Source organism: Klebsiella sp. PL-2018, from assembly GCF_019048985.1.
GTDB lineage: Bacteria > Pseudomonadota > Gammaproteobacteria > Enterobacterales > Enterobacteriaceae > Klebsiella > Klebsiella michiganensis.
In genome coordinates, this window is record NZ_CP077673.1 from 3,097,471 (window position 1) to 3,123,711 (window position 26,241).

Annotated in this window: 25 protein-coding genes and 1 pseudogene; 10 read left to right on the top strand and 16 right to left on the bottom strand. The window is 56.8% G+C overall.

The window, feature by feature from the left end; genetic code table 11:
- Positions 1–2 precede the first annotated feature (2 nt).
- Positions 3–1,298 carry a porin gene (locus tag MKleb_RS14370; RefSeq protein ID WP_025107884.1) on the bottom strand — a complete coding sequence of 432 codons (1,296 nt, stop codon included), beginning with the start codon at positions 1,296–1,298 and terminating at the stop codon, positions 3–5.
- Positions 1,299–1,809: 511 nt separating this feature from the next.
- Here MKleb_RS14370 and MKleb_RS14375 point away from each other — a divergent pair.
- Together MKleb_RS14375 and MKleb_RS14380 are read left to right on the top strand one after the other, a co-directional pair.
- Positions 1,810–2,328, top strand: coding sequence for a GNAT family N-acetyltransferase (locus MKleb_RS14375; RefSeq protein WP_025107885.1), 519 nt, complete (start codon positions 1,810–1,812; stop codon positions 2,326–2,328).
- Positions 2,325–2,774, top strand: coding sequence for a DMT family transporter (locus MKleb_RS14380; protein ID WP_025107886.1), 450 nt, complete (start codon positions 2,325–2,327; stop codon positions 2,772–2,774). Before MKleb_RS14375 ends, MKleb_RS14380 begins: the two co-directional genes overlap by 4 nt.
- Positions 2,775–2,782: 8 nt before the next feature.
- Here the strand turns inward: MKleb_RS14380 and MKleb_RS14385 are convergent, their stop codons facing one another.
- Together MKleb_RS14385 and MKleb_RS14390 are read right to left on the bottom strand one after the other, a co-directional pair.
- Positions 2,783–3,016 carry a DUF2526 family protein gene (locus MKleb_RS14385; RefSeq protein WP_014229241.1) on the bottom strand — a complete coding sequence of 78 codons (234 nt, stop codon included), beginning with the start codon at positions 3,014–3,016 and terminating at the stop codon, positions 2,783–2,785.
- 17 nt (positions 3,017–3,033) lie between these two features.
- Positions 3,034–4,632, bottom strand: a complete 1,599-nt coding sequence (locus tag MKleb_RS14390) for an ABC transporter substrate-binding protein (RefSeq protein WP_025107887.1) — start codon at positions 4,630–4,632, stop codon at positions 3,034–3,036.
- Positions 4,633–4,901: 269 nt separating this feature from the next.
- Here MKleb_RS14390 and MKleb_RS14395 point away from each other — a divergent pair, with 269 nt between their 5' ends.
- Positions 4,902–6,335, top strand: coding sequence for an aldehyde dehydrogenase (locus MKleb_RS14395; protein ID WP_025107888.1), 1,434 nt, complete (start codon positions 4,902–4,904; stop codon positions 6,333–6,335).
- A 3-nt stretch (positions 6,336–6,338) separates the two neighbouring features.
- Here the strand turns inward: MKleb_RS14395 and MKleb_RS14400 are convergent, their stop codons facing one another.
- From MKleb_RS14400 to MKleb_RS14410, 3 genes are all read right to left on the bottom strand, one after another.
- Positions 6,339–7,595: a putative acyl-CoA thioester hydrolase gene (locus tag MKleb_RS14400; RefSeq protein ID WP_217075948.1), complete on the bottom strand. Its 1,257-nt coding sequence runs from the start codon at positions 7,593–7,595 to the stop codon at positions 6,339–6,341.
- A gap of 80 nt (positions 7,596–7,675) precedes the next feature.
- Positions 7,676–8,446 (bottom strand): alpha/beta fold hydrolase, encoded by a 771-nt coding sequence (locus MKleb_RS14405; RefSeq protein ID WP_025107890.1) that lies wholly within the window; start codon positions 8,444–8,446, stop codon positions 7,676–7,678.
- A gap of 71 nt (positions 8,447–8,517) precedes the next feature.
- Complete coding sequence (locus MKleb_RS14410; protein ID WP_217075949.1) at positions 8,518–8,691, bottom strand: GhoT/OrtT family toxin; 174 nt, start codon at positions 8,689–8,691, stop codon at positions 8,518–8,520.
- Between the two features lie 197 nt (positions 8,692–8,888).
- Here MKleb_RS14410 and yncL point away from each other — a divergent pair, with 197 nt between their 5' ends.
- Positions 8,889–8,981, top strand: a complete 93-nt coding sequence (gene yncL / locus MKleb_RS14415) for a stress response membrane protein YncL (protein ID WP_004101822.1) — start codon at positions 8,889–8,891, stop codon at positions 8,979–8,981.
- 52 nt (positions 8,982–9,033) lie between these two features.
- On the opposite strand, the gene MKleb_RS14420 is transcribed toward yncL, so the two are convergent.
- On the bottom strand, positions 9,034–9,318 hold the full coding sequence (locus MKleb_RS14420; RefSeq protein ID WP_014229236.1) for a hypothetical protein: 285 nt from the start codon (positions 9,316–9,318) through the stop codon (positions 9,034–9,036).
- A 559-nt stretch (positions 9,319–9,877) separates the two neighbouring features.
- On the opposite strand from MKleb_RS14420, the gene MKleb_RS14425 reads away from it, so the two are divergent.
- A complete protein-coding gene (locus MKleb_RS14425; protein WP_004138919.1) occupies positions 9,878–10,000 on the top strand; it encodes a small membrane protein in 123 nt (40 codons plus the stop codon).
- Positions 10,001–10,356: 356 nt separating this feature from the next.
- Here the strand turns inward: MKleb_RS14425 and patD are convergent, their stop codons facing one another.
- The 6 genes from patD to MKleb_RS14455 all read right to left on the bottom strand — a co-directional run bounded on the left by patD (position 10,357) and on the right by MKleb_RS14455 (position 17,565).
- Positions 10,357–11,784, bottom strand: coding sequence for an aminobutyraldehyde dehydrogenase (gene patD, locus MKleb_RS14430; RefSeq protein ID WP_025107892.1), 1,428 nt, complete (start codon positions 11,782–11,784; stop codon positions 10,357–10,359).
- 22 nt (positions 11,785–11,806) lie between these two features.
- Positions 11,807–12,613, bottom strand: coding sequence for an ABC transporter permease (locus MKleb_RS14435; protein ID WP_004850598.1), 807 nt, complete (start codon positions 12,611–12,613; stop codon positions 11,807–11,809).
- Positions 12,603–13,532 carry an ABC transporter permease gene (locus MKleb_RS14440; RefSeq protein ID WP_025107893.1) on the bottom strand — a complete coding sequence of 310 codons (930 nt, stop codon included), beginning with the start codon at positions 13,530–13,532 and terminating at the stop codon, positions 12,603–12,605. The genes MKleb_RS14435 and MKleb_RS14440 overlap by 11 nt, the downstream gene beginning before the upstream one ends.
- 1 nt (position 13,533) lies before the next feature.
- Positions 13,534–14,544: an ABC transporter ATP-binding protein gene (locus MKleb_RS14445; protein ID WP_014229231.1), complete on the bottom strand. Its 1,011-nt coding sequence runs from the start codon at positions 14,542–14,544 to the stop codon at positions 13,534–13,536.
- A 19-nt stretch (positions 14,545–14,563) separates the two neighbouring features.
- Positions 14,564–15,709 (bottom strand): putative ABC transporter substrate-binding protein YdcS, encoded by a 1,146-nt coding sequence (ydcS, locus tag MKleb_RS14450; RefSeq protein WP_025107894.1) that lies wholly within the window; start codon positions 15,707–15,709, stop codon positions 14,564–14,566.
- Between the two features lie 443 nt (positions 15,710–16,152).
- Complete coding sequence (locus MKleb_RS14455; RefSeq protein WP_004850592.1) at positions 16,153–17,565, bottom strand: aminotransferase-like domain-containing protein; 1,413 nt, start codon at positions 17,563–17,565, stop codon at positions 16,153–16,155.
- A 784-nt stretch (positions 17,566–18,349) separates the two neighbouring features.
- On the opposite strand from MKleb_RS14455, the gene MKleb_RS14460 reads away from it, so the two are divergent.
- The 4 genes from MKleb_RS14460 (at position 18,350) to MKleb_RS14475 (ending at position 21,285) form a co-directional block, all read left to right on the top strand.
- The gene (locus MKleb_RS14460) at positions 18,350–19,747 is read left to right on the top strand and encodes a cytochrome ubiquinol oxidase subunit I (protein WP_014229228.1); all 1,398 of its coding nucleotides are present in this window, start codon (positions 18,350–18,352) and stop codon (positions 19,745–19,747) included.
- Positions 19,747–20,757: a cytochrome d ubiquinol oxidase subunit II gene (gene cydB, locus MKleb_RS14465; RefSeq protein ID WP_004850589.1), complete on the top strand. Its 1,011-nt coding sequence runs from the start codon at positions 19,747–19,749 to the stop codon at positions 20,755–20,757. Before MKleb_RS14460 ends, cydB begins: the two co-directional genes overlap by 1 nt.
- Positions 20,757–20,882 carry a DUF2474 domain-containing protein gene (locus MKleb_RS14470; protein ID WP_064572360.1) on the top strand — a complete coding sequence of 42 codons (126 nt, stop codon included), beginning with the start codon at positions 20,757–20,759 and terminating at the stop codon, positions 20,880–20,882. Before cydB ends, MKleb_RS14470 begins: the two co-directional genes overlap by 1 nt.
- Before the next feature lie 169 nt (positions 20,883–21,051).
- A complete protein-coding gene (locus tag MKleb_RS14475; RefSeq protein WP_004850586.1) occupies positions 21,052–21,285 on the top strand; it encodes a DUF2554 family protein in 234 nt (77 codons plus the stop codon).
- Between the two features lie 11 nt (positions 21,286–21,296).
- On the opposite strand, the gene MKleb_RS14480 is transcribed toward MKleb_RS14475, so the two are convergent.
- Both MKleb_RS14480 and MKleb_RS14485 read right to left on the bottom strand, forming a co-directional pair.
- Positions 21,297–23,261 carry a peptidase U32 family protein gene (locus MKleb_RS14480; RefSeq protein ID WP_032693487.1) on the bottom strand — a complete coding sequence of 655 codons (1,965 nt, stop codon included), beginning with the start codon at positions 23,259–23,261 and terminating at the stop codon, positions 21,297–21,299.
- Positions 23,262–23,427: 166 nt separating this feature from the next.
- A pseudogene (locus tag MKleb_RS14485) lies at positions 23,428–24,040 on the bottom strand (helix-turn-helix domain-containing protein).
- Between the two features lie 179 nt (positions 24,041–24,219).
- On the opposite strand from MKleb_RS14485, the gene MKleb_RS14490 reads away from it, so the two are divergent.
- Complete coding sequence (locus tag MKleb_RS14490; protein ID WP_025107897.1) at positions 24,220–25,386, top strand: benzoate/H(+) symporter BenE family transporter; 1,167 nt, start codon at positions 24,220–24,222, stop codon at positions 25,384–25,386.
- Here MKleb_RS14490 and MKleb_RS14495 read toward each other — a convergent pair.
- Complete coding sequence (locus tag MKleb_RS14495) at positions 25,366–26,232, bottom strand: AraC family transcriptional regulator (protein WP_025107898.1); 867 nt, start codon at positions 26,230–26,232, stop codon at positions 25,366–25,368. The two genes, MKleb_RS14490 and MKleb_RS14495, sit on opposite strands and share 21 nt — an antisense overlap.
- Positions 26,233–26,241: the final 9 nt, after the last annotated feature.

The window sequence follows — 26,241 nt, forward strand, 5'->3', positions numbered from 1 at the left end:
CGTCAGATAAAGACGCGCAGCCCCACTGCGCCGAGATTGTCGTCAATATTCCACGCTTCATTATCGTTGCCCCAGGCTTTTTCGTAGCCGTATTCAAGATAAGTCACCGCGTTTTTCCCCAGCCAGTAATCGGTACCCAATACCGTCGACTGGAAGTGCTGTCCCTCCATCGCATCGCCGCCCTGCGACCAGTTAAAATCAACGTAGACGCTCCAGGCCGGGGTGATTTTAAATTGCGAGTCATATTCCAGACCGAGAACCGTTTCCTGGTCATCCCCCTGCTGGTTATTATGTTCGTAATGGCCGCTGGTCGCCGCTGTAACATCATTCACTTTATTGAGGTAATAAGTCACTTCCGCGCCGTTATACCAGGCATGATCGCCAACGCTTGTCGTATATTTCGCGTTCATGCCCATGCTATAAGTATTGCCGTCATAGGCATCGCCGTTATTATCGGTGTAATTAAAACAGTGGCCATTCGGGCCAAAATTCTGGCAGCCGCTGACTGACCCGCTATTTACCGTGTAATTGTTATACGCCACCGCGCTGGAGACGGAGAAGCCGTTATCCCAACGGTACTGCGCGGCAACCGCGGCGCCGCCGTGAACGGTGGCTGAACCATCGCGGTAAGCATCATGCAGGTTCGGCCCATCGCCGTAGGCCGCAAAGCCGATGCTGTCGACGTTGTCATTGCCTTGCCCCATGACGCCAATCGTCATATTTTTATCATTGTAATAATAGATTGCCGCGGAATTAATAATATCCGTCGACATTCCGGCGGTATCATGTTTCGCTTTACCGCCCCAGGCATAAGTCGTATCAATACCCAGCCCCCAGTCCGTGGGAGCATACTGTTTGCCGAAGGTCACCACGCCATAGCGGTCATTGCCAATACCGGCATAAGCCTGCCGGGTATAAACATCATTGCCCTGGTCATCGGTGGCGGAATCTAAACCATGAACGCCGGTCTCATAATAACCGACGGCATAATTACTCAGGCCGTTCAGGTCAAAATTATGCCGCACGGCAACCCCCAGCCGCGAGTCATTATTCTGTATATTATGTTCCTGAGTATGATTAGAGTCCGTTTTGGCCATTAAACGTACGGATCCTAAAATACCAATTGCCGTATCGTCATTGCTCCACAGCGTCTCCCCTTTAGTCTGCGTCGCGGTATAAGCCGGTGCTGCCTGTAGCGCGGTGGTTTCAGCCGCCATAGCGGAATTGCCCAATATAGCCCCCATGGCCATTGCCAATATTGACGGCATTAATTTCTTCATATTTTGTGTACGCGCCATTGCTTCACCCTTGTTAGCAAAATCATTCCCTGCGTATAAATACGCATAATAGTGTAAACAGAATATCGTTATATAAAATCCAACAGAGCCACATTGAATAACTTCTCGACATGCACTCTGCTTAACCGAAATATATCTTCAGGGGTTAGACTAGTTCTATTGGGTGAAAATAAAAAGCGGACTGCCATCACAATGATTTACATCATCACCAATATAATCAAGGATTTATGATAAAAGTAATTTCTTTTCTGCATGTCAGGAAAATCCAAATCCGGTAAATAAAAATGTAAAATATGACGGCAGATTAACAGTAATATATTTAATAAATCCTCCAATCATGAAATATAAATACGAATGATGTTTCTGCGAAGGCAAGCCAGGGTCGCGCAGTCATCGCACACAACGGACCCGGCCGGCCAGAGGAAAAATTTATGGCTAAAACAGATGACAGCCTTGCGTACATTATTGTAATAATATCGTACTACTATAGTGTACAAGCCTGAGGGTTACCATGAGCATCCGCCATGCCAGCAAAGACGATTGCGCGGCAATCGCTGAAATCTACAACCATGCGGTCGTCCATACCGCCGCCATCTGGAACGACAAAACCGTCGATACCGACAACCGTATTGCCTGGTTCGAAGCCCGGCAGATAGCCGGTTATCCCGTGCTGGTGAGCGAAGAAAACGGGGTGATTACCGGTTACTCCTCCTTCGGCGACTGGCGCGCCTTTGACGGCTTTCGCCACACCGTCGAACATTCCGTCTATGTCCACCCCGATCATCAGGGGAAAGGGCTGGGCCGCAGCCTGCTCGTCGCCCTCATCGCCGAGGCGAAACGGCTGAATAAGCACGTCATGGTCGCCGGCATTGAAGCGCAAAACGAGGCTTCATTGCATCTGCATGAAACGCTGGGCTTTATCACCACCGGGCATATGCCGCAGGTCGGCACGAAATTTGGCCGCTGGCTGGATCTGACCTTTATGCAGCTGCAGCTTGACGATCGCCGCGATCCGGACGGCAGCGCATGAATCAAACGCTGACCCTGGCCTGTTTAATCGCCGCTGGCGTCGGGCTGGTGCTGCAAAACACGCTGATGGTGCGCATTACCCAGTCCGCATCGACCATCCTGATCGCCATGCTGCTTAACTCGCTGGTCGGCATCGTGATTTTTGTGACAATACTGCTGCTTAAGCACGGCGCGGCGGGGTTTCAGGAGCTGGCGGTCAGCGTAAAGTGGTGGACGCTCATTCCCGGTCTGCTGGGCTCGTTCTTTGTCTTTGCCAGCATCAGCGGCTATCAGAACGTCGGGGCGGCAACCACGATTGCGGTATTGATTGCCAGCCAGCTGGTTGGGGGCTTAGTGATAGATCTGATTCGCGCGCACCACGTCCCGCTACGCGCGCTGGTTGGCCCGCTCTGCGGGGCGGTGATGCTGGTTATCGGCGCCTGGCTGGTGGCCAGGCGCCAGTTCTAGCGGCGTAACTAGTGAATCTCGCCGCCGCGGGTCAGCTGCTCCCGGCGAGCTTCCTGCTCCTCGTGCTGCTGGCGGCCGTGGTGGGCGATGGCGTTACGCAAACGCTGCTGCTGAACGTAGCGCTCTTCCCGCCCCAGCCCCGCGTCATCGCTCAGCGCGATCAGCAGTTCATTCATATGGCTAATAACGCTTTCGGCAATCGCGGCGTCCACGCGCGCGACGACCTCATCCAGATGCGACATGCTTCTCTCCTTCCGGCTTAATTGAGTTTAACTTTGGAAAAATCGCTGCCCATCAGGCTCACGCTGTAGCCGCTCACGTTGCTGCGCGTCGCGTAGAAGGTGTTACCGGTCGCCAGGGTGATCCAGGGGGCCTGCTGCTGAAAAATCTCCTGCGCCTGAGCGTAGAGTCCGGCGCGCACCTGCGGGTCGCTGACCAGGATAGCCTTTTTCACCAGCGCATCGTAGGATTTATCGCACCAGCGGGCAACGTTAGAGCCGGTTTTAATGTTATCGCAGCTTAACAGGGTGCCGGCGAAGTTATCCGGATCGCCATTATCAGACATCCAGCCAAACAGCGCGCTGTCGTGCTCGCCTTTGCGCATGCCGGCGAGGTATTCACCCCATTCATAAGTAACGATTTTGGCTTTGATCCCAACCTTGCTCCAGTCATTTTGAATCATCTCGGCAATACGTCGGGAATTGGGGTTATACGGCCGCTGCACCGGCATCGACCACAGGGTGACCTCGGCCCCTTTTTCCAGCCCGGCCTGCTTAAGGAGATCTTTCGCTTTTTGCGGATCGTAGTCGTAATCAGGCAGATCTTTCTTATAGCCCAGCATATTGGCGGGGATCGGCGATTTCGCGACGCTGCCGGAGTCCAGGAAGACCGCTTTCACGATTGCCTGCTTGTCGGTAGCGTAGTTCAGCGCCTGGCGCACCAGTACGTTATCAAACGGCTTTTTCTCGGTATTAAAGGCCAGATAGCCAACGTTGAGCGCCTCAACCGCATGCAGCGCCAGATCTTTATTGCCCTTAATCACCGGGAACTGTACCGGCGACGGCGCGGGGATAATCTGGCATTCATTGGTTTGCAGCTTCGCAAGCCGCGTCTCAACGTTCGGTGTGATCGAGAAAATCAGGTGTTTGGTCGGCACGTCACCGTCCCAGTAGTGCGGGTTAGCGACATAGCGGATCAGCGAATCCGCTTTATATTGCTGCAGCGCGTAGGGTCCGGTACCAATAGGCCAGGTATCGACATACTCCGGGGTGCCTTTTTTCAGCATCGCATCGGCATATTCGGCAGACAGAATCGACGCAAAATCCATTCCCCAGTCGGCGAGGAACGCCGCGTTCGGCTCGTTCAGCACAAACTGCACGTGATAATCATCGATTTTTTTGACGTCTTTGATCAGCTTATCCAGCCCAACGTCGTGGAAGTATTCGTAATGTCCCTGGGAAACATTATGGTACGGATGGCTGGCATCTTTCTGCCGCAGCACCGAGAACAGCACGTCATCGGCGTTGAAATCACGGGTCGGCTTGAAGTATTTGTTGCTGTTGAACTGCACGCCCTTACGCAGGGTGAAAGTCCAGGTTTTACCGTCCGGGGAGACGCGCCATTCGGTGGCCAGCGAGGGAATCGGCGTATTTTTGACCGGGTCAAAGTTTATCAGGCGGTTATAAAGCACCTGGGAACTGGCGACGAAAGATGGGCCCGAGCTGGCAATCTGCGGGTTGAAAGATTCCGGCGAAGCTTCGGAACAATAGACCAGCGTATCGTTGCCCGCCGCCCAGGCGCCTGCCGCCGGCAGTAGCGCGCTCAACGCCAGCGCAAGAAACGTTTTCCCTGTAGACATGGTTATAAGCCTTATGAATTTGTTATAAGTCCTTTAATAACAGCACAGGAGAATTCAACCGGCAAATAATCAATTGCTATCAGGTTATGCTAAAAACCGCGTTTTCGACGATAAATTCAACATCCTCTCAATTGGCGTCATCGAACTTCTTCATAAATGTGAACCCTGCGCAAAGTTACGAAAAAAGCGGGCGATAACCGCCCGACCGCCACCGCGCGGCGGCGCAACCCGATACACTCGGCAAATCGTAACGCCAGGAGAAGCCAATAATGACAATAACCTGCAATCTGTACACCAACGGCCAGTGGCATGATGCTGAAGGTCATGCCACCTTTACCCGCGATAATCCGCTCACGCACGAACGCGCCTCCGTTGCCAGCGCCGCCAGCCTGGCGGACGCCCGCCGCTGCGCCGCTGCCGCCGGCGCGGCGTTCCCGCAGTGGCGCGATACGGTACCCGCCGAGCGCCGACGCCTCCTGCTGGAGGCAGCGGAAGAGATGCTGCGTCGTGAGGCGAAATTTATCGCCGCGATGGCGGCGGAGACGGGAGCCACCGCGCACTGGGCCGGTTTTAACGTTCATCTGGCCGCCGATATCCTGCGCGAAGCCGCCGCCCTGACCACGCAAATTGAGGGCCAGGTGATCCCTTCCAACGTGCCGGGAAACCTGGCGTTGGGCATCCGCCAGGGTGCAGGCGTGGTGCTTGGCATGGCACCGTGGAACGCGCCATTAATCCTCGCGACCCGCGCTATCGCCACGCCGCTGGCCTGCGGAAATACGGTTATCCTCAAAGGCGCGGAGCTTTCACCGGCGACCCAGGGGCTGATTATCGATGCCCTGGCGGCGGCAGGCTTTCCCGCGGGCGTGGTCAATTATCTGACCTGCGCCCCCGCCGACGCGCCTGCGCTGGTGGAGTTACTGATTGCCCACCCCGCCGTACGCCGCATCAATTTCACCGGCTCCACGCCGGTGGGACGGATAATCGCCCGCACCTGCGGCGAACATCTGAAACCCGCGGTGCTGGAACTCGGCGGCAAAGCGCCGCTGCTGGTGCTGGATGACGCCGATCTCGAACAGGCCGCCGCAGGCGCAATTTTTGGCGCATTCGCCAACGCCGGACAAATCTGCATGTCCACCGAGCGCATCATCGTTGACGCGACCGTCGCGGAAGCGTTTGTGGCGCAGCTGGCCAGACGCGCCGCCGCCCTGCCCGCCAGCCTGCTCGGCCCGGTGGTGGACATGAAGACCGTCACCCGCTGCAATGCCTTGATAGAGGACGCGCTGGCGAAGGGGGCGCGCCTGCTGGCCGGCGGCCTATCCGATTCGACGCAAATGCGCGCCACCCTGCTTGATGGCGTCACCCGGGAAATGCGCATCTGGCATGAAGAGTCGTTCGGTCCGGTGAAATCGATTATTCGCGTTAAGGACGAAGCCGAAGCGCTGGCCGTCGCCAATGAAAGCGAATATGGCCTCTCGTCGGCGATATACAGCCGGGACAGCGCCAGGGCGTGGAACCTGGCGCAAAATCTGCAAACCGGCATTTGCCACATCAACGGCCCCACCGTACACGACGAAGCGCAAATGCCGTTTGGCGGCTGCAAATCGTCAGGCTACGGCCGCTTTGGCGGCCGCGCGGGAATTGCCGAGTTTACCGAGCTACGCTGGATAACGCTGCAAACGGTCCCGCGCGAGCTCCCGTTTTAAGCCTCAGGGCTGCCAGCGGTTATTGAATTCCCACAGGCGATTGAAGGCAACATCATCAAGCTGCCGTTCTGCGGAAGTGTTGCCGCGGAACGGCCGGGCGGTGGTGGCCGCAGCGCCCCAGGGGGAAAGCCGATCGTAGCTTTGATCGATAGTACTGTTGGCAATAAGCACCTGCCCGTTAGCGGTTTTACCCGCTAAATAACCGGTCTTCCCCGCCCCCTGATCCCAGGCGCGGCCCAGCTTCGCCTTGAAGTTGCCCTGATAGCCGCCGTCACCGGTAAAGCGGCTATTCTTCACCAGAAAGCCGTATGGATTATCCGGCAACGTATTCGGCGCAAGCACGTATGCCTCGGGCGAGCGGCGCGTTGAGACGGTGTGAAAATGGACGTTATCAAAAACGGCGTTCGCCCGGCCAAAGACGTAGTCCACATCCCCTTCGACGTAGCTGTCTTTCACGTATACCCGGCTGATACGGTCGGTTACCGCCTCATTGCGCCGATTGCTGGTATTTACGTAGAGCGTGTCCTGACGTCCGAGCAGGCGGACGTTCTCCAGCTGCACGCGATCGCCGTCCGTCCGCAGCGCCACGCCCTGATGAGTCCCACCGTCGACGGTATCCAGCAGGCTATTGGCTACGCTGAGATTCAGCAGCTGAAAATCCGCACTTTGCGACCAGACCACCGCCGCGCAGTTGGTGCCTATCGTCTTGCTGGTTCGCCCGGCGCACAGCGCATACTGATACCATGCCGGATCGCCTTCGCGGTATTGCTGTTGGCTATTTACCCGCTGGCGATAGCGCGCTACCGAGAGCTGCGAGTCTATTACCAGCTCAATTCTCACCTCTTCAGGACTATCTCCGGCGCCGTAGAGGGTTATCGGCGGCGCGCCTTCAGGGATATAGACCGTCTCCCGATAGATGCCCGGTTCGATGCGGATATAGATGCGCGCCTCCTGCGCCCCATGCTGGTCTATTGCCGCGTTAACCGCCTGCTGAATGCGGGTGAACGGCGCTCCCGAGGGTGCCACGCGCCACGCACTCTCGGTTTGCGGGAGGTGAACTGCCGATGGCGACCAGGGGCCATCGGGGGCACTTAACGCGCCGCCTTGCGCAAAATAGCGCTCAATGGTGAAGGTTGCCGCTTCTGCCGCCGTAAGCTGCGGACGGGAGGTCGTCCCGCGCGGAGTTTGCGTCGCGCACCCTTGCAGAAGCAGCGGTGTAAAGAGTAAAGCCGAGATACCCAGGATAGTGATTTTTCGCATTTCACGCTCGCCATGAATAAAAGAAACCATATATCAAAATAAATGAAATATAGTTTCTTTTTATATGCGGCGATCACGAATCAGGCTTCTGCCTCTATGGTGGAGTAAAAATCGGCCAGCGTACGGGCCAGCGCCGATGGGTTTTCCCACGCCATTGAGTGCCCGGCCTGGGGTATCACCAGCAGCGGGATCCCGGCGGCTTCGCTATCCGTCGCTTCCCGGGCCGGTAGCGAATCTTCACCGTATATCAGAGCCTTAGGACAGGATAAGTGGATAAAGCGGCTAAACCAGGAGGGATTAACGCCCTTCACCAGGCTGGTCGCGCCGCGCCATACCGCCCAGGGGGCGCTGTTTTGCAGACAGCCGGCCCAAGGCGAAGCGTCGGCGGACAGCATGTCGGCGTAGCCGCGAGCAATAAAGCGTTCTTCAGTTTGTTCGGCGATACGTCTGCTGTACATGCCGCCCCCGGGATAGAGATTAGGCTCGGCCACCAGCAGCGCCCGCACCCGTCCGGCGAGCCGCTCGGCCGCTTCAATCGCGACGCTGCCCCCCATGCTGTGGCCATAAAGATAGCAGCGCTCAAGCCCTAAGCGGTCCAGCAGCTCAACCACCACCCCGGCCTGATCGCCAATACGGTAGCCGAAGGACTCGGGTTTATCGCTGTAGCCGAAACCGGGTAAATCGACAAGAATCATTCGCCGCCCGGCCAGCGCCGGGTCGGCGGCAACGCGCGGATAGTCATAGGTCGAGGCGCAGCCCAGGCCGTGGATAAAAACAACAGGGTCGCCGCGACCGGGCAGGTCGAGCCAGCGCACTATAGCGCCAGCCTGTGAAGAGTAAAAACTAAGCATCGAAAAGGCTCCGTGAGTGATGACTGTTTTTTTATACAGTCATAACCAAGAGTGAGCCATCGATTTTTCCTTCAAAACAGGGAGACCAGCAGCGCCATGGGAAAACTGAACGGCCATGTCGCACCAATCAACAGCGCCGCCAGCAGGCGGATCCAGCGGCTCTCTTTCGTTAAGAACCAGCTGATTACCGCGCAGATGAAGCCCATAACTCCGTAAAGAATCAGCATTTTCTGGTATAACGTCATTTTTCTTCTTCCTTCCCTGACTGGCATTTTCGCCGACCGCGATGCCTTTTCGCACCCCCAGAGTGCGTCAGAGATTATGGTATTTTAAAACAGGTAACAGGGTTAATTTCAGAAAAACGCCCGATTCGTCTTTGTCCGATAGCGCAAACTTTGAGCTCGTACTATAAATGTAGAGGCTTATTTATAAAGGTGGCGTTATGGATGTTTCCAGCAAAACCGTCCTTCTGATAAATGTCGGCGCGGCACTTGCGCTTATCGGCCTGTTATCCGTTCGTTTTGGTTGGTTTTAGCGATTTTACTCAGCAATGAAACCTAAAAAAGCAGCCCGTGAAGGCTGCTTTTTTACGATTTGAAAGACCCCGGCTCCGCAGCAGACAGGGTCTTTTGCGCGGTAATCAGCTTCTGGACGTCGGGATTCCAGGCCGGCAAAAGATCGACTTTTTCACTATCCCATGCGGCCGCCATGCAGACCGGTTCCGCGACGCCCTGCTCTTCACAGCCCATAATCTGTTTGGCCGGAAAATTCCCGTAAAGCATCGCCGTGGCGCAGGCCACAAAAAGGAAACACGCTATTTTTTTCAAAACAATATCAACTTCGAAGCAACAAATTGCGCCGAATGTTCGCATGAGCGGCTATAGAAAGTCAAACCTGCGTCCTTTCTCTTATCCACGTCCTGGATATGCGTAATATTTAACATAAATATTACTATTACACAGAATCTAAAGATTATCGCGCGCGAATAAATATCACCGGATTTATATTGCCGATCGCAGGCATAATAATTTCATCTGCCGCGTTCAATAACATGATTATTAATAGGGTTAATGCCGGACCTTAATATCATCCCGGCACGACCACCTACGCTTAACGGTACAGTGAAAAACAAAGGCGCTTTTCATACCGGTGGGGAATTGTTTACTGTTCTTTATACTCGCCTGGACGCGATGCCGGTATGCGATCATCATTATTAGCAGGTTCCAGGGCAGCCAGGATTGCAGTAGAATGAGCCCATAATTAGAAATTATTTATACATCAATAGATTACAACGACAGCAAACAGCCAGACATCCCCGCCAGGTTTTAAATGATAAGAAATATCATTTGCGTTATTTAGCACAAAATCATACATTCATAATCACAAGTTATGCGAAGCTTGTTTTTTACTCATTTATTTTTGAGGTGGTACATGTCAGGAATCGCCGTTCTCATTGTGGCGCTTATTTTACTCATTGCTGCAATTTATAATCTTTTTTCCTATGTTCGCGAACGTCGCCAGGCGAGTTTACCGAGCAAAAAAACAAAACGTTAGTCTGATAATCATTTTCGAAAAACCAGATGACCTGATACGTAATAAATTGATGACGCTACGATATCAGGCGCACTCGCAGTAACAAACCCGCAGCGACCGTACAACAAAAAGCCCCTGCATATCATGCAGGGGCTTACGAATCATTATCAATCGTTGCAGTGTCCCGTTAAGGGTGCATCCTGCACCCTGGGGGGTACCAGCCCCATCCGGCGCTTATCTCCGGCACTCATCATGGCTTAGCTCTTGAAGGGGCATGAGAATATTCTCATAAACCAGCGCTTCCGTTTTAGCTTTTTTTGCTATGACTAACTATTAGCAGGGTAATCTGTCCGCTTCGCGATTATCACGAACGCGTCCTATCCGTGCTTAATCATGACGTGCCGGATCGTGGTGTAATCTTCCAGACCGTACATCGACATATCCTTGCCGTAGCCCGAAAGCTTCTGCCCGCCGTGCGGCATTTCGCTCACCAGCATGAAATGGGTGTTAACCCAGGTGCAGCCATACTGCAGACGCGCGCTCAGGCGATGCGCCCTGCCGACGTCCCTGGTCCAGACCGACGAAGCCAGACCATACTGCGAATCGTTGGCCCAGCTCAGCGCCTGTTCTTCGTCATGAAATGAGGTAATACTGATCACCGGGCCGAAGACCTCGCGCTGGACAATCGCATCTTCCTGCTTCGCTCCCGCCAGCAGCGTCGGCTGATAGTAGTAACCGTTGCCTGGCCCTTTGCTGCCGCCGGTGACCACCTGAATATGCGCTAGCGCGCGGGCGGCATCGACGGCGGCGCAGACTCTGTCCAGATGCGCCTGCGAGCTCAGCGGCCCCAGCTCTGTCGTTTCGTCTTCCGGCGGGCCCATCTTCAGGCTGGCGACCGCGGCGCCGAGTTTTTCCACCAGCTGGTCATAAATTCCGGCCTGGGCGTAAATCCGGCAGGCGGCGGTACAGTCCTGGCCGGCGTTATAGAACCCAAAGGTCCGTACGCCCTCCACCACCGCGTCGATATCCGCGTCATCAAAGACGATAACCGGCGCTTTCCCGCCCAGTTCCATATGCGTACGTTTAATCGACGATGCGGTATGGCCGATGATATGCGCGCCGGTGGCGATCGAACCGGTCAACGACACCATGCGGACCTTCGCGTGAGCGGTCAGCGGATCGCCGACCGTGGCGCCGCGGCCAAACAGCACATTAAGCACCCCGGCGGGGAAAACGTCTTTTGCCAGCTCACCCAGCTTGAGTGCCGTTAAAGGGGTGATCTCCGAGGGTTTGATCACCACGCAGTTGCCTGCCGCCAGCGCCGGGGCCAGCTTCCATGCCGCCATCATCAGCGGGTAGTTCCAGGGCGCGATGGAGGCCACCACGCCAACCGGGTCGCGGCGAATCATGGAGGTGTGGCCTTCGAGATACTCACCCGCCGCCATGCCCGGCAGACAGCGGGCCGCGCCGGCAAAGAAGCGGAAGACATCGGCGACCGCCGGTAGCTCATCGTTGACCACGCAGTGCAGCGGCTTACCGCAGTTGAGCGATTCAAGCTCAGCCAGCGCCTGCGCATGTTCAGTAATCACGTCCGCCAGCGACAACAGACATTCGGCGCGGAACTTCGGCGTGGTCTGACTCCAGCTAACAAAGGCCCGATCCGCAGCCTCAACCGCAGCGTCTACCTGCGCCGCCGTGGCCTCAGCAATCGACAGGATCTCATCACCGGTGGCGGGATTAAACACCGGCACGGTCTCGCCTTCTCCAGCCACTAACTTACCGTTAATTAAAAGGTTATTTTGCATAGCATTATCCTGTATCGATATTTTACTTTCCGTTTTCAGCGCTGACGTCGCCGTCACGGGTGAGCCACCAGGCCCCCAGAATCGGCATCATCGTCACCAGCATCACCAGCAGCGCAACCACGTTGGTCACCGGGACATCGCGCGGGCGTCCGAGCTGATTGAGCAGCCAGAGCGGCAGCGTGCGCTCGTGCCCGGCGGTGAACGTGGTGACGATAATTTCATCAAACGACAGGGCAAACGCCAGCATGCCTCCCGCCAGCAGCGCCGAGCCCAAATTGGGCAACACCACATAGCGAAAGGTTTGCCAGCCCGTGGCGCCTAAGTCCATCGACGCCTCCACCAGGCTCCAGGAGGTCCGGCGGAAGCGGGCAATAACGTTGTTAAACACCACAACGACGCAGAACGTCGCATGCCCCACGACGATCGTCAGCAATCCGGGTTCCAGATTGACGGCCTTGAAGGCAGTGAGCAGCGCCAGTCCGGTGATGATGCCGGGCAGTGCTATCGGCAACAGCAGCAGTAGCGAGACGGCGTTCTTGCCAAAAAACGTGCTGCGCCATAGCGCACCTGCAGCCAGCGTGCCAAGTAGCAGAGCGATAGCGGTGGAGAGCGCGGCGATTTTAAGTGACAACGTCACGGCATCGATAATATCCCCGCGCCCCGCCGCCTCGCTAAACCAGCGCAGCGTCAGCCCCTGTGGCGGAAAGCTGAAGGCGGCGTCTTCGGTATTAAACGCATAGAGCGCGATAATCAGCAGCGGGAAATGGAGAAAGATCACCCCTCCCCAGGTTGCCACTTTCAGGAGCAGCGGTGCGCGTTCAGAGTGCATCAAACGCTCCCAGACGTTTCACAAACGCCAGATAAAGGGCAATCAGCACGATGGGCACCAGGGTAAACGCCGCCGCCATGGGCATATTGCCAATCGCCCCCTGCTGGGAATAGACCATATTGCCGATAAAGAACCCCGGCGGCCCCACCAGCTGCGGTACGATAAAATCGCCGAGCGTCAGGGAGAAGGTAAAAATCGAACCTGCGGCAATGCCGGGAATCGCCAGCGGCAGCACCACGTAGCGGAAGGTCTGGCGCGGACGAGCGCCCAGATCGGCAGAGGCCTGAAGCAATGATGGCGGCAGGCGTTCCAGCGCGGCCTGCACCGGCAGGATCATAAACGGCAGCCAGATATAGACGAACAACAGGAAGCGACCCAGTCCGGACGTCGATAACGTATTGCCGCCGACCGCCGGAATCGTCAGCACCATGCTCAGTACGCTTTCCAGGCCAAGATGGCGCAGGAACCACTGCGCAACGCCATCTTTCGCCAACAGCAGCGTCCATGCATAGGCTTTGACGATATAGCTTGCCCACATCGGCAGCATCACGGCGATGTAGAAAAACGCCTTCATCTTGCCCCGGGTATAGCGGGCCATGTACCAGGCCATAGGCAAGGCCAGAATCGCGCTGGCGACGGTCACCGACAGCGCCATCGTCAGGGTACGAATAATGATGTCGTAGTTCGCCGGGTTAAACAGCGCCTGCAGATTGGCCAGCGTCAGGTCGTGAGTGACCGACATGGTGAAATCGTCGAAGGTGTAAAAGCTTTGCCATAGCAGAGTCAGCAACGATCCCAGATAGACAATGCCAAACCACATGAGCGGGCCAAGCAGAAGCAAAAACAGGGCCAGCGAGGGTTTACGCCAGAACAGCGCGGATACGCGCCCGGTGGTGGCGGACGGAATCGCCATCGTCATATCAGCCTCCGCTCTCCAGCGGCACCATCGCCGCTCGCGACCACGAAGCCAGCACCGTTTGCCCTACCGGCGGCGCGTTTAGCGCGGCATGACCATCACTATTCGCCTGGCTCACCAACAGTTTCTCGCCGTTCGCCAGCTTGAGTTCGACGCGGGTCGCGGCCCCCTGATACTGCACCGCCTGCACAACGCCCTCCGTCTGGATCTCCCCGGCAACGTTCAGCCGGATATGTTCCGGGCGCAGCGACCACGTTCCCGCCATCGCGCACAGCTTGTGCGCCTGCTCGCTGCTGAATACGTTGGCGGTGCCGACAAAGCCGGCCACAAACGCCGTTTTAGGCCGCAAATAGAGGTCCTGGGGCGCATCAACCTGTTCGATTCGCCCATTATTAAACACCGCCACGCGATCGGACATCGACAGGGCTTCGCCCTGATCGTGGGTCACAAAAATAAAGGTAATGCCCAGCGCCTGCTGCAGTTTCTTCAGCTCCAGCTGCATCTGTTCACGCAGTTTTAAATCCAGCGCCCCGAGCGGCTCATCCAGCAGCAGGACGCGCGGCTGATTCACCAGCGCGCGGGCGATCGCCACCCGCTGGCGCTGGCCGCCGGAAAGCTGCGATGGCCTGCGCGCGTGGACAAACGCGAGCGCGACCTTCTCCAGCGCCTCCAGCGCGCGGGCATGCCGCGCTTTCTTACCGACGCCTTTGACCATCAGCCCGTAGGCGACATTATCGAGGACCGACATATGAGGAAACAGCGCGTAATCCTGGAACACCGTATTCACGTCGCGCTGCCACGGCGGCAGTTCGCTGGCCGCTTTACCAAAAATGCGAATGGCGCCGCCCGAAAGCTGTTCAAACCCGGCAATCAGGCGCAGGCAGGTGGTTTTGCCGGAGCCGGAGGGCCCCAGCATGGAGAAAAATTCGCCATCGCGAATGGCGATGCTGACGCCGTCCACCGCCCGCACGTCGCCGTACAGCCGCGAAACATTATCGAACTCTACCGCGTGCATGTTCTTCGCCTCCGGCGACTTAACGACCGCCCATAATCGCAATGTAATCCTGGGTCCAGCGGCTATAGGGAACAAATTTCCCGCCTTCCGCTACCGGCGTTTTCCAGAACGCGATTTTGGCAAATTCGTTGTAACCATTGGTCTCGCAGCCTTTGTCCCCCAGCAGCGCGCTGGCTTTGCACCCCTCGGGTACCACCGGTAGCGAACCAAACCAGGCCGCGACATCTCCCTGCACTTTCGGCGTCAGCGACCAGTTCATCCATTTATAGGCGCAAACCGGGTGTTTCGCGTCGCTATGCAGCATGGTGGTATCCGCCCAGCCGGTGACGCCCTCTTTCGGGAAAACGGTCGCAATCGGCTGACCTTCCGCCTTCAGACCGTTGGCCTGATAGGGCCAGGCGCTGGAGGCCACGACACCTTCGTTTTTAAAATCGCTCATCTGTACGGTGGTATCGTGCCAGTAGCGATGAATCAGGGCGTGCTGATCGCGCAGCACCTTGAGTACCGCCTGATATTGCGCTTCGGTAAGCTGATAGGGATCACTGATGCCCAACTGCGGCTGGGTGGCTTTGACGAACAGCGCGGCATCGGCAATATAAATCGGCCCGTCATAGGCCTGCACGCGGCCCAGGTTGGTTTTACCGTCCGGCAGGTTTTGTTTGACGAACACCACGCTCCAGCTGTCCGGCGGCGTCGGCAAGGTTTTCGTGTTGTACATTAGCAGGTTCGGCCCCCACTGGTAGGGAGTGCCGTAAACCTTACCGTTGACGTTGAACCACGCGCCATTTTCCACGCGCGGGTCGAGGGATTTCCAGTTAGCGATCAGCGCGGTGTCAATCGGCTGCACGCGCTTGCCCATAATCAGGCGCAGCGAGGCGTCGCCGGACGCGGTGACCAGGTCATAACCGCCTTTCGCCATCAGGCTGACCATCTCGTCGGACGTGGCGGCGGTTTTGACGTTGACCTGACAGCCGGATTCTTTTTCAAACTGGGTTACCCAGTCGTAGCTTTTATCGGTCTGTCCCCGTTCGATATATCCCGGCCAGGCGATAATATCGAGACGGCCTTCGCCTTTATCGAGAGATGTCGGCGGCTCGGCGGCCTGCGCCGTCAGGCATACCATACCCAGCATGCAAAGGCTGCCACGGGCAATTTTTTTGCTCATCAGGTCTTACTCCTGTCACAAGAAAATGAGCGGCAGCCATGCCGTAAAAATATCTCCCTTAATAACAGTAGACGGCGCGCTATGGCCTCCCGGGGAAATTTATTCAGGTTGTGACAAGGGGCGCATTACGCACAAAACGTGCGACACGGGCTGACTTTGCGGATTATAGACAAGCGGTTAGCGAGTTAATATGACTATGCAAATTTCATATGGTTTACCGCGAAACAATAATAACGGGCATGATATTCAGCCTGCGTCAGCGGCATATTTTTAAGGAAAGTGATAACCGCTGGATATAAACAAAACCCCGGATAAATGAAAAAACCGTTTTCTCTGCCGCCGCGGTTTTTTGCCGGGTGGCGGCCGGACCGGTCAGGGATATTCTGCGCTTGCCCGGGCGCCAATAAACTTCCCCTGCCCGGGCAAGCGGACCGCCATCCCAGCTACGCCAGCATCTCGCGAATCAGTTCGCCCAGCCGCTTAACCCCCTGCTCCTCTCTTTCGCCCCAGCCCCACGCGGTATTAAAGCGAAAAAATGCGGTCCAGCTGGCGGAGGTGGAAAACATTTTCCCCGGCGCAATGCTGATATTATACGCCAGCGCGCGGGCGCTCAGCTCCCCCGCGTCGCTCCCGGCGGGGAGCTCAAGCCAGAGAAAATAGCCGCTGTCGCTATGATGGATTTTCACCTCAGCGGGCAGATGGCGCAGCAGCGCCTGCCAGGCCAGCTGCTTGCGCTCGGCAAGCTGGCGGCGCAAACGCCGCAAATGGGCGTCATAGCGCTTGGTCGAGAGGTAATCCACCAGCGCCAGCTGCATGGGTGAACTGGTTGAGAGCGTGCTCATCAGCTGTAGCTGCTGAATGCGTCGGGCGTGCCTGCCCGCCGCCACCCAACCAATGCGGAACCCGGGCACCAGGCACTTGGAAAAAGAGCTGCAGTGCAGCGTCATATCGTCGCGATCCCAGTACTTTGCCGGCAGCGGTTTCTCGCGGCCGAAATAGAGCTCGCTGTAGACATCATCTTCAATCAGCATCACCTTGTAGCGCGCCAGCAGCGCGACCAGCTGCGTTTTTTTCTCCGCGCTGAGGGTAAAGCCGAGCGGATTTTGCCCGTTGGTCATCAGCCAGCAGGCTTTAACCGGGTAATTCTGCAACGCCTGCTCCAGCGCGTCGAGGTCAATGCCCTCTTTGACATCGGTCGCCACCGACAGCGCCTTCAGGCGCAGCCTCTCCAGCGCCTGCAGCGCCCCGTAGAAGCAGGGGTTTTCCACAACGACCCAATCGCCCGGTTCAGTAACGGCCTGCAGGCTAAGGTTCAACGCCTCCAGCGCTCCGGCGGTGATGACGATTTCATCCGGCGAGATATTCATTCCCTGCAGCGCGTAGCGGCGGGCAATGGCATGGCGGAGTTCATCATTCCCCGGCGGCAGGTTTTCAATCACGCTCATGGCGGTGGCGGTTTTGCTGACCTGCGCCAGAGAGCGGTTAAGCTGCGGCAGCGGAAACAGGCGCGGATCGGGAAAAGCGGAGGCAAAGGGCAGCATGGACGCCTGACGGCTGGCCTGCAGCACCTCGAAAATGTAGGTGTTGATATCAACGGACTCATCGCGCGTCACCTGGGCGGGCGGCTCAGGCTGGCGCTGTTTGATCGGCTGCGGCGCGACATAATAGCCGGACTGCGGGCGGGCAATGATCCGGCCCTGGCTTTCCAGCAGCTGGTAGGCGTGGCTGACGGTCATGAAACTCATCCCGCTGCTGACCACCTGTTCACGCAGTGAGGGCAGCCGGTCGCCGGGTAACCACACCCCAAGGCCAATCTGTTCGGTAATCTGCTGCGCCAGCTGCTGGTACTTTTTCATATAACAATCCGCAAGAAAATGTCAGCACAATTGTATATCAGTTTATAAAATAGGCCAGTATTTATATACTGACCTATTTACAAAGATTGGCATTGGCGATAGCACGAATTACTTAGAGCTAAGCCATTCGTTTATTGCTCATATATCCACCTGATGCAGAATAAACTCAGGTGATTAAACGATAAGCTATTATTTAAAATAGCATAACCATCCCACTAACAACCAGTATCCAGAAAAAAGTCATAATTAACAAAACAGTACATAAGCTACGAAGTCCATTAGTCGACACAATCACATCCTCTGTAAAATATAATCAATAAATACACTATCCAATAACAACCCATAAAATTACGGGTATGTATTAAACATATCCTTAACTCAGCGCTCAAATCAGGCTGAGTTAAAATCCCAGATTAAAACCCACAGCATACGAAACCAGCGTTAATGAAGGCATACGTGCGTGCAGTAAAAACAATCAATTATTTTATTGTAGGATTGATACACAATTTATGAATTATTCAGCACATCTATATTTATAATAGATATATAAATATTGCTTACCCAAAGGAACGTTTAAATGCTGACTTGCAGCCCTAACGTCTAATTAAAATAACATACTATCCGCGGGTGTGAAATAGCTTGATTTTAGAAAAAAGGATTTATCACAAGATAACCGAAACTCAAATCCATAACTGTTATAGATAAAAACAGGGTTTCTGTTCCTGCTAACCGCCATGGTGGAGGCCTAGAATTGCGCTGAATCAATTTTATTGCGGAGTTCTGCATGTTCGGTCTTGATGCATTCCACCTGGCGCGGATCCAGTTCGCCTTCACCGTGTCATTTCATATCATCTTCCCCGCCATCACCATCGGGTTAGCCAGCTACCTGGCGGTTCTCGAAGGCTTATGGTTAAAAACGAAAAACCCGACCTGGCGCTCGCTCTACCACTTCTGGTCGAAAATTTTCGCCGTCAACTTCGGCATGGGAGTGGTCTCAGGTCTGGTCATGGCCTACCAGTTTGGTACCAACTGGAGCGGATTCTCCGAGTTTGCCGGGAGCATAACCGGCCCGCTGCTGACCTACGAAGTTCTGACCGCCTTCTTCCTTGAAGCCGGATTCCTCGGCGTCATGCTGTTCGGCTGGAACCGCGTCGGGCCGGGCCTGCACTTCTTCGCCACCTGCATGGTGGCGCTGGGGACGATAATCTCCACCTTCTGGATCCTCGCGTCCAATAGCTGGATGCAAACGCCGCAGGGGTTTGAGATCGTCAATGGCCAGGTGGTGCCGGTGGACTGGTTCGCGGTTATCTTTAACCCGTCGTTTCCCTACCGTCTGCTGCATATGTCGGTGGCGGCCTTTCTCAGCAGCGCGCTGTTCGTCGGCGCATCGGCAGCCTGGCACCTGCTGCGCGGCAACAACACGCCCGCCGTTCGCGCGATGTTCTCCATGGCGCTGTGGATGACGCTGATTGTCGCCCCGGTTCAGGCCATGATTGGCGATATGCACGGGCTGAATACGCTCAAGCACCAGCCGGCGAAAATCGCCGCTATCGAGGGGCACTGGGAGAATATCCCCGGAGAACCCACCCCGCTGCTGCTGTTCGGCTGGCCGGATATGCAGCAGGAACGGACGCGCTATGGTCTGGAGATCCCGGCCCTCGGCAGCCTGATCCTCACCCACAGCCTGGATAAACAGGTTCCCGCGCTGAAAGAGTTCGCGGCGGAAGATCGCCCGAACGCCACCATCGTGTTCTGGTCCTTCCGTCTGATGGCCGGTCTCGGCATGCTGATGATCCTGCTCGGCGCGCTGGCCCTGTGGCTGCGCTATCGCGGTCGCCTCTATCACTCCCGACCCTTTTTACGCTTTGCGCTATGGATGGGGCCATCAGGGCTTATCGCTATCCTCGCGGGCTGGGTGACCACCGAGGTGGGCCGCCAGCCGTGGGTCGTCTACGGCGTACAGCGTACCGCAGATGCCGTCTCCGCTCACGGCGATCTGCATATGTCCATCAGTCTGCTGACGTTTATCGTCGTCTACGCTTCGGTATTCGGCGTCGGTTATAGCTATATGCTGCGTCTGATTCGCAAAGGGCCGCAGGACGCGCAGCCGCCTGGCGCCGGTACGCCTGCCCGCCCGCTTTCCGCCGCAACGGACCATGTACAGCAGAAGGAGTCCTGGTAATGGGTATCGATTTATCGGTTATTTGGTTTGTCATCATCGTCTTCGCCACCCTGATGTATATCGTGATGGACGGCTTCGACCTGGGCATTGGCATTTTATTCAGTACCACGCGGGACGCGGCGGATCGCGACGTCATGGTGAACAGCGTCGCGCCGGTCTGGGATGGCAATGAGACCTGGCTGGTGCTCGGCGGCGCGGGCCTGTTTGGCGCTTTTCCGCTGGCCTATGCGGTAATTATCGACGCGCTGGCAATCCCCCTTACCCTGATGCTGATCGGGCTTATTTTCCGCGGCGTCGCTTTTGAATTCCGCTTTAACGCGACGCCATCGCACCGCCCGTTCTGGGATCGCGCCTTTATGGGCGGTTCGATTCTGGCCACCTTCACCCAGGGGATGGTCGTCGGCGCGGTGATCAACGGCTTCGCGGTCAGCGGCCGCAGCTTCAGCGGCGGGATGTTTGACTGGTTTACGCCGTTTACCCTGTTCTGCGGCCTGGGACTGTGCATTGCGTATGCGCTGCTGGGCGCCAGCTGGCTGGTGATGAAGAGCGAGAATGCGCTCCACCGCAATATGCGCGTGACCGCGCGCGGTTTGCTGCTGGCGCTGCTGGCGGTAATTGTCGCCATCAGCATCTGGACCCCGCTGGCGCAGACGGCCATCGCCGAGCGCTGGTTTAGCTTGCCAAATCTCTTCTTCCTGCTGCCGGTACCGCTGCTGGTCGCGGCGATAAGCGCCTGGCTGTGGCGAGCGCTGCGCAACAGCGCCAGCCACCTGCTGCCGTTTGTCCTCACGCTGGGGCTGATCTTTCTCGGCTTTAGCGGGCTGGGGATCAGTATCTGGCCGTATATTATTCCACCGGGCATCACCCTCTGGCAGGCCGCCGCGCCGCCGCAAAGCCAGGGCTTTATGCTGGTTGGCGCGCTGCTTATTCTGCCGGTGATCCTCGGCTACACCTTCTGGAGCTACTACGTTTTTCGCGGCAAAGTTCAACACGGCGAGGGGTATCACTGATGCAACGAGTATGGCTTAAGCGCACGTTATGGATGGTGGTCCTGTGGGGAGGCAGCGTACTGGCGCTGGCGGCGGTAAGCATGGGATTTCGGCTGCTGATGACGGCCGCCGGGCTGAAGGACTGATCCGCCCGTCACGTTATGTTATTCGGCCCGATGGCGACACCATCGGGCTTTTTTTCGCCATCCGTCAGGCGATGCTGACAAAGCCTTTTCTCTTCTTTGACAACCGACGTAATAAGCTCACCCAGCCCCTGGCATAGTAGCCTCATTCGCCGAAAGCATGGAAAAAGAGATGTTCAGAAGAAGCGTTTCAACATTACTGCTGGCGTGCGCCCTGTTTTCCGGGCACGTGCTGGCCCGCCAGCACGGACACGATTTCTTCCCGGTACAGAGTCTCGAACAGCAGTTACAGCACGAAGCCGATAGCGACGAGCTGCGCAGCCAGGCGGAAGACGCCGCCTCCGATCTGCGCGAGCAGCACCACTGGCAGAATGCGCGGAAACCAAAAATGCATCACTACCAGTAGCGATTTCGTTATCAGGCGCCCTTGCGTTTCGGCAGGGTTTTCATCAGCTCATCGGGACTCACGGACGCCACGATGCTGCCCGGCAGCGGCATTTTCAGGATATGGTTTTTTATCTTACCGACCACGTGCATTTCGCATGGGCGGCAGTCAAACTTCAGCGTCAGCACTTCATCGCCGTGGATCAGCTGCATTGGCGTCGCTTTCCAGCTTTTAATCGAACCTTTGGCCTGTTTCGGACACAGGTTGAAGGCAAAGCGCAGGCAGTGCTTGGTAATCATGACCGGCACGTCGCCCTTCTCTTCATGAGCTTCATAGGCGGCGTCGATCAGCTGGACGCCGTAACGTTGATAAAACTCGCGCGCTTTGTGGTTGTAGACGTTAGCCAGAAACGACAGATGCGTTTCCGGATAGACCGGCGGCGGCACCGAAACCGGCTTGCGGCTGCCGCGCACCACGGCCTTCAGACGCGCATCATCAAGCATTTCCGCCGTTTCACGGCGCAGCTGGTTCAGCAGACTGTTTGGCACGAACAGCGCGCCGGGCAGGTTAATCTCAACGTTGCGCGAATAGTAAAGGGTCTGGCCGAGCTTCGCCACGCCATCGCGCAGGTTCGCCAGCGCTTTCTCCGCCTGGGTCGCCTCGGCAAACTCGCCGTCCAGCGTGTGGGTGACGCTCACGCCCTCTTCGCTGGTCATCGTCAGGACCAGCTGCTCCTGCCAGCCGCTCAGTTCGATATCGACGGCGATGCGGCGCTCGCTGGAGGTTTTCAGCAGCGCCTGCTGCCAGTTATGATCGAGGTTGCGGTTTAACGGCTGATGCGGACGCACTTTGTGTAAATCCGCGGGCATCTCGTTCGGCCATACGCGATAGCGGTTTTCGCCGGTTTTCTCCACCGTGTTGGCGCGAAAGCCGACGATTTCACGTTTGATCATCACGTTCAGGCCGTCGCCGTTGGTCAGCGTTTCGCTCACCTCAACGTCGAGAAAATCTTTACCGACTTTCAGGACTTCCCCCACCGGCAGACCAATAAACTTTGGCGAGTCAAACGCGCCAATATCGCCTTTGCGCGCGTTGACAAAATAGTCGGTGCTGCCGCGATGGAAGGTCTTATCCGTTGACGGAACAAAGAAGTGTTCGGTACGCCCCGCCGAGGCGCGGGCCAGGTCGCCGCGATCGTCAATAATGGCGTCGAGCATCTGGCGATAGTGCGCGGTGATGTTCTTCACATAGCTCATATCTTTGTAGCGGCCTTCAATTTTGAAGGAACGTACCCCGGCATCGATCAGCGCGGCCAGGTTGGCGGTCTGATCGTTGTCTTTCATCGACAGCAGGTGCTTTTCATACGCCACCACGCGGCCCTGGTCATCTTTCAGGGTATAGGGCAGACGGCAGGCCTGCGAGCAGTCGCCGCGGTTGGCGCTGCGCCCGGTCTGAGCATGGGAAATATTGCACTGGCCGGAATAGGCCACGCACAGCGCGCCGTGGATGAAGAACTCAATGGTCGCGTCGGTGTTATCGTAAATCGCTTTGATCTGCTGAAGATTCAGCTCGCGGGCGAGCACGATTTGGCTGAAGCCGACGTCGGAGAGAAATTTCGCTTTCTCAACGCTGCGGATATCGCACTGGGTGCTGGCGTGCAGCTCAATCGGCGGAATATCCAGCTCCATGACCCCCATATCCTGGACAATCAGCGCGTCGACGCCGGTTTCATACAGGTCGGTTATCAGGCGCTGCGCCGGCTCCAGCTCATCATCATGAAGAATGGTGTTCAGGGTCACGAACACTTTCGCGCCGTAGCGATGGGCAAACGGTACCAGACCGGCGATATCGCTCAGGCTGTTGCTGGCGTTGTGGCGCGCGCCAAAGCCCGGCCCGCCGATGTAGACCGCATCCGCGCCGTGTAAAATCGCTTCACGGGCGATCCCGGCATCGCGGGCAGGACTCAGTAGTTCAAGATGATGGTTTTGCAGGCGCATACGCTCGTCGTTATCCATTATAGGGGGTCGAAATGGCGGCTATTGTAGTCAGAACCTGGCGCAGACCAAAACATTTTCCATCGCCGCCGCGGAAGGAATTTTCAGTTTTTAGCAAAGCATTGAAGGAAAAGATATTTCCCAGAAAAAGTGCCTGAGGATAGAGTCATCACATATTCCGGATTTTCCTCGTCAGGTTGTGATTTGTTGTCTCAGTCATTTGCCTGGCCGCGAGTTTACTCGCGGCTTTTTTATTTCGGGTAGTGGATCAGCGAATGAAAATGGGCAGTCTGCCCACCGCTATTGCGATAGGCGTGCGCTAAATCGCCGGCGAAACGCCGCCCTTCCCCTGGCTGCAGCGATTGCCAGCTGTCCTGCAGGCAAAGATCCAGCACGCCGCTAATCACCACCACATGTTCGATAACCCCTTGCTCATGCGGCGTTGACTCACTCAGCGCGCCCGGGGCCAGGGTGATGGAGAAGTGATCGAAGCGCAGCACCGGGTCCCAAGGGAATAGCGGCGTGACCACCATGGCCTGCTGCTGGGGATCAAATGCCGTCGGTTCACCGGCCTCATCGGCAACGATAAAGGCGGAAAACGGCACGTTAAGCCCGGTGGCGATTTTCCATAACGTCGCTACCGTCGGGCTGGATTCGTTGCGTTCAATCTGGCCCAGCATGGCCTTCGACACGCCGGTCTCTTCCGCCAGGCGCGACAGGCTCCAGCCGCGCTGCTGGCGCAGCGTTTTTAACGTTGCCGACAGGTGTTGCGCAATATCCATTCAACCTCCCAATAATATCTGAAGGAATTATACGCACATTCACCTGATTCTACAGGGAATTGACGTATAGCGCTCGCCCGGGCTCCGCTATCCGGGTCTGGCGTTGCCGAAAAGCCAGTTGTGCGTTATAACGCACAATGCTACATTATACCGACCGTTATAACGCACAAGACACCCCCATGCGCTCTTTCACTCTCCCTTTTCCGAGTCTACTCGCCGGCTTCGTCGCCGTGCTGGTCGGCTATGCCAGCTCTGCCGCCATTATCTGGCAGGCAGCGGCGGCGGCAGGCGCCGATGCTGCGCAAATCGCTGGCTGGATGACCGCCTTAGGTCTGGGAATGGGCATCAGCACCCTGGCCCTCACCGTCTGGCGAAAGGTGCCCATCCTGACGGCCTGGTCAACGCCCGGCGCGGCGCTGCTGGTCAGCGGCCTGCAGGGGGTCACGCTCTCCCAGGCGGTTGGCGTCTTTATTTTTGCCAACGCCTTAATCGTGCTTTGCGGCATCACCGGCATATTTGCCCGGCTCATGAAGATTATTCCCCATTCGCTGGCGGCGGCGATGCTGGCCGGCATATTGCTGCGCTTTGGCATGCAGGCTTTCGCCAGCCTGCAGGCTAATCTGCTGTTATGCGGCAGTATGTTAGCCGTATGGTTACTGTGCAAAGCCTGGCTTCCCCGCTTCGCGGTTGTCGCCGCTCTGCTGACAGGAAGCGCGGTGGCCGGATTGAGCGGAGAAGTGACAATGTCACAAATAAACTTCAGCATTGTCGCCCCTTCCTGGATCGCCCCTGAATTTACGCCAGCGCTGTTGATCAGCGTCGGTATACCATTTTTCCTCGTCACCATGGCGTCGCAAAACGCCCCCGGCTTCGCCACCCTCCAGGCCTCAGGCTATCGGGTCCCCGCTTCAACGCTTATTGTCGCCACCGGCGGCCTGGCGCTGCTGCTGTCGCCTTTCGGGGTCTACTCGATCTGCATCGCCGCCATTACGGCCGCGATTTGCCAGAGCCCGGAAGCCCATCCGGACCCGCAAAAACGCTGGCTCGCGGCGGCGGCGGCGGGCGTTTTTTATCTGCTGGCGGGGATATTTGGCGGCTCAATCACCTCGTTGATGTCGGCGCTGCCGATAGCATGGGTCCAGATGCTTGCCGGTCTGGCGCTGCTCGGTACCATCGGCGGCAGCCTGTTTCAGGCATTGAATCATGAGAGTGAGCGCGATGCGGCGGTAGTAACGTTTCTGGTCACCGCCAGCGGCGTGACGCTGGCCGGTATCGGCTCAGCGTTTTGGGGGCTGGTTCTCGGCGGCGTCAGCTACGTTTTGCTGTCAACGCTGCGCCGCGCGTAGCTGCGAGGGCGTCAGGCCGGTGGCGCTTTTCACCCGGTTGCTGAAGTGGCTGGCGCTGCTAAAACCGCAGGCCATGGCGATATCGGTTAACGGCAGCCGACTCTGGCTAATCAGCGCCTGCGCTTTAACCATCCGGCGCTGCATAACGTACTGATGCGGCGCCATCTTCATCGACTGGCGAAACATCCGCGCAAAATGGTATTCGCTTAACGCAGCTTCCTGCGCCAGTTCGGCAAGAGTGAGCGGCTGGTCGAGGTTCTCCTCAATCCATGCCAGCAGATTGCGCAAGACGTGCGGCGCCAGCCCGCCGGTCACCGTCGGTAAACGCCACTGAACGTTCGAATAGTGCTGAATCAGGTGGGTGAGCAGCAGCGTGCTGGCCGAACTCAACGTTAGCTGATTCGCCTGCTGCTGCCAGTCGTTGTCGAGGAGAAACTGGCGGTAGACGGCGGTGATTTTGTCATCGCTGGAAAACGTTTTCTCCTGCAGCGTGAACGAGGCCGGGCTGCGGTCCCAAATCTGCTCGCCTACCCGGCGCAGGTGCTCATCGGTGCAGTAAAGATGCACAAAAGAGAGATCGCCGCGGATATCCCAGGTGCTCTCATCGCCTTTCGGCATCAGGCAAAAACGATCCGGCCCGCCGCCGTTTTTCCAGCCGTGGGGCGTTTTTTGGTAGCTTTCGTAGCCATCGGCAATATAGAGGCTCAGGGTATGGTGGTCACTTTGTACCGTGATGGTATCAAGATTGTTATACCACGCCGCCAGTTGAATACCGGAGTTGAGGTTCACCGTCCCCCGCAGCACGGCATTTTTTTGACGCAATGTTTCGAAAGTCCCGTAAGCCATAGCCTTCAC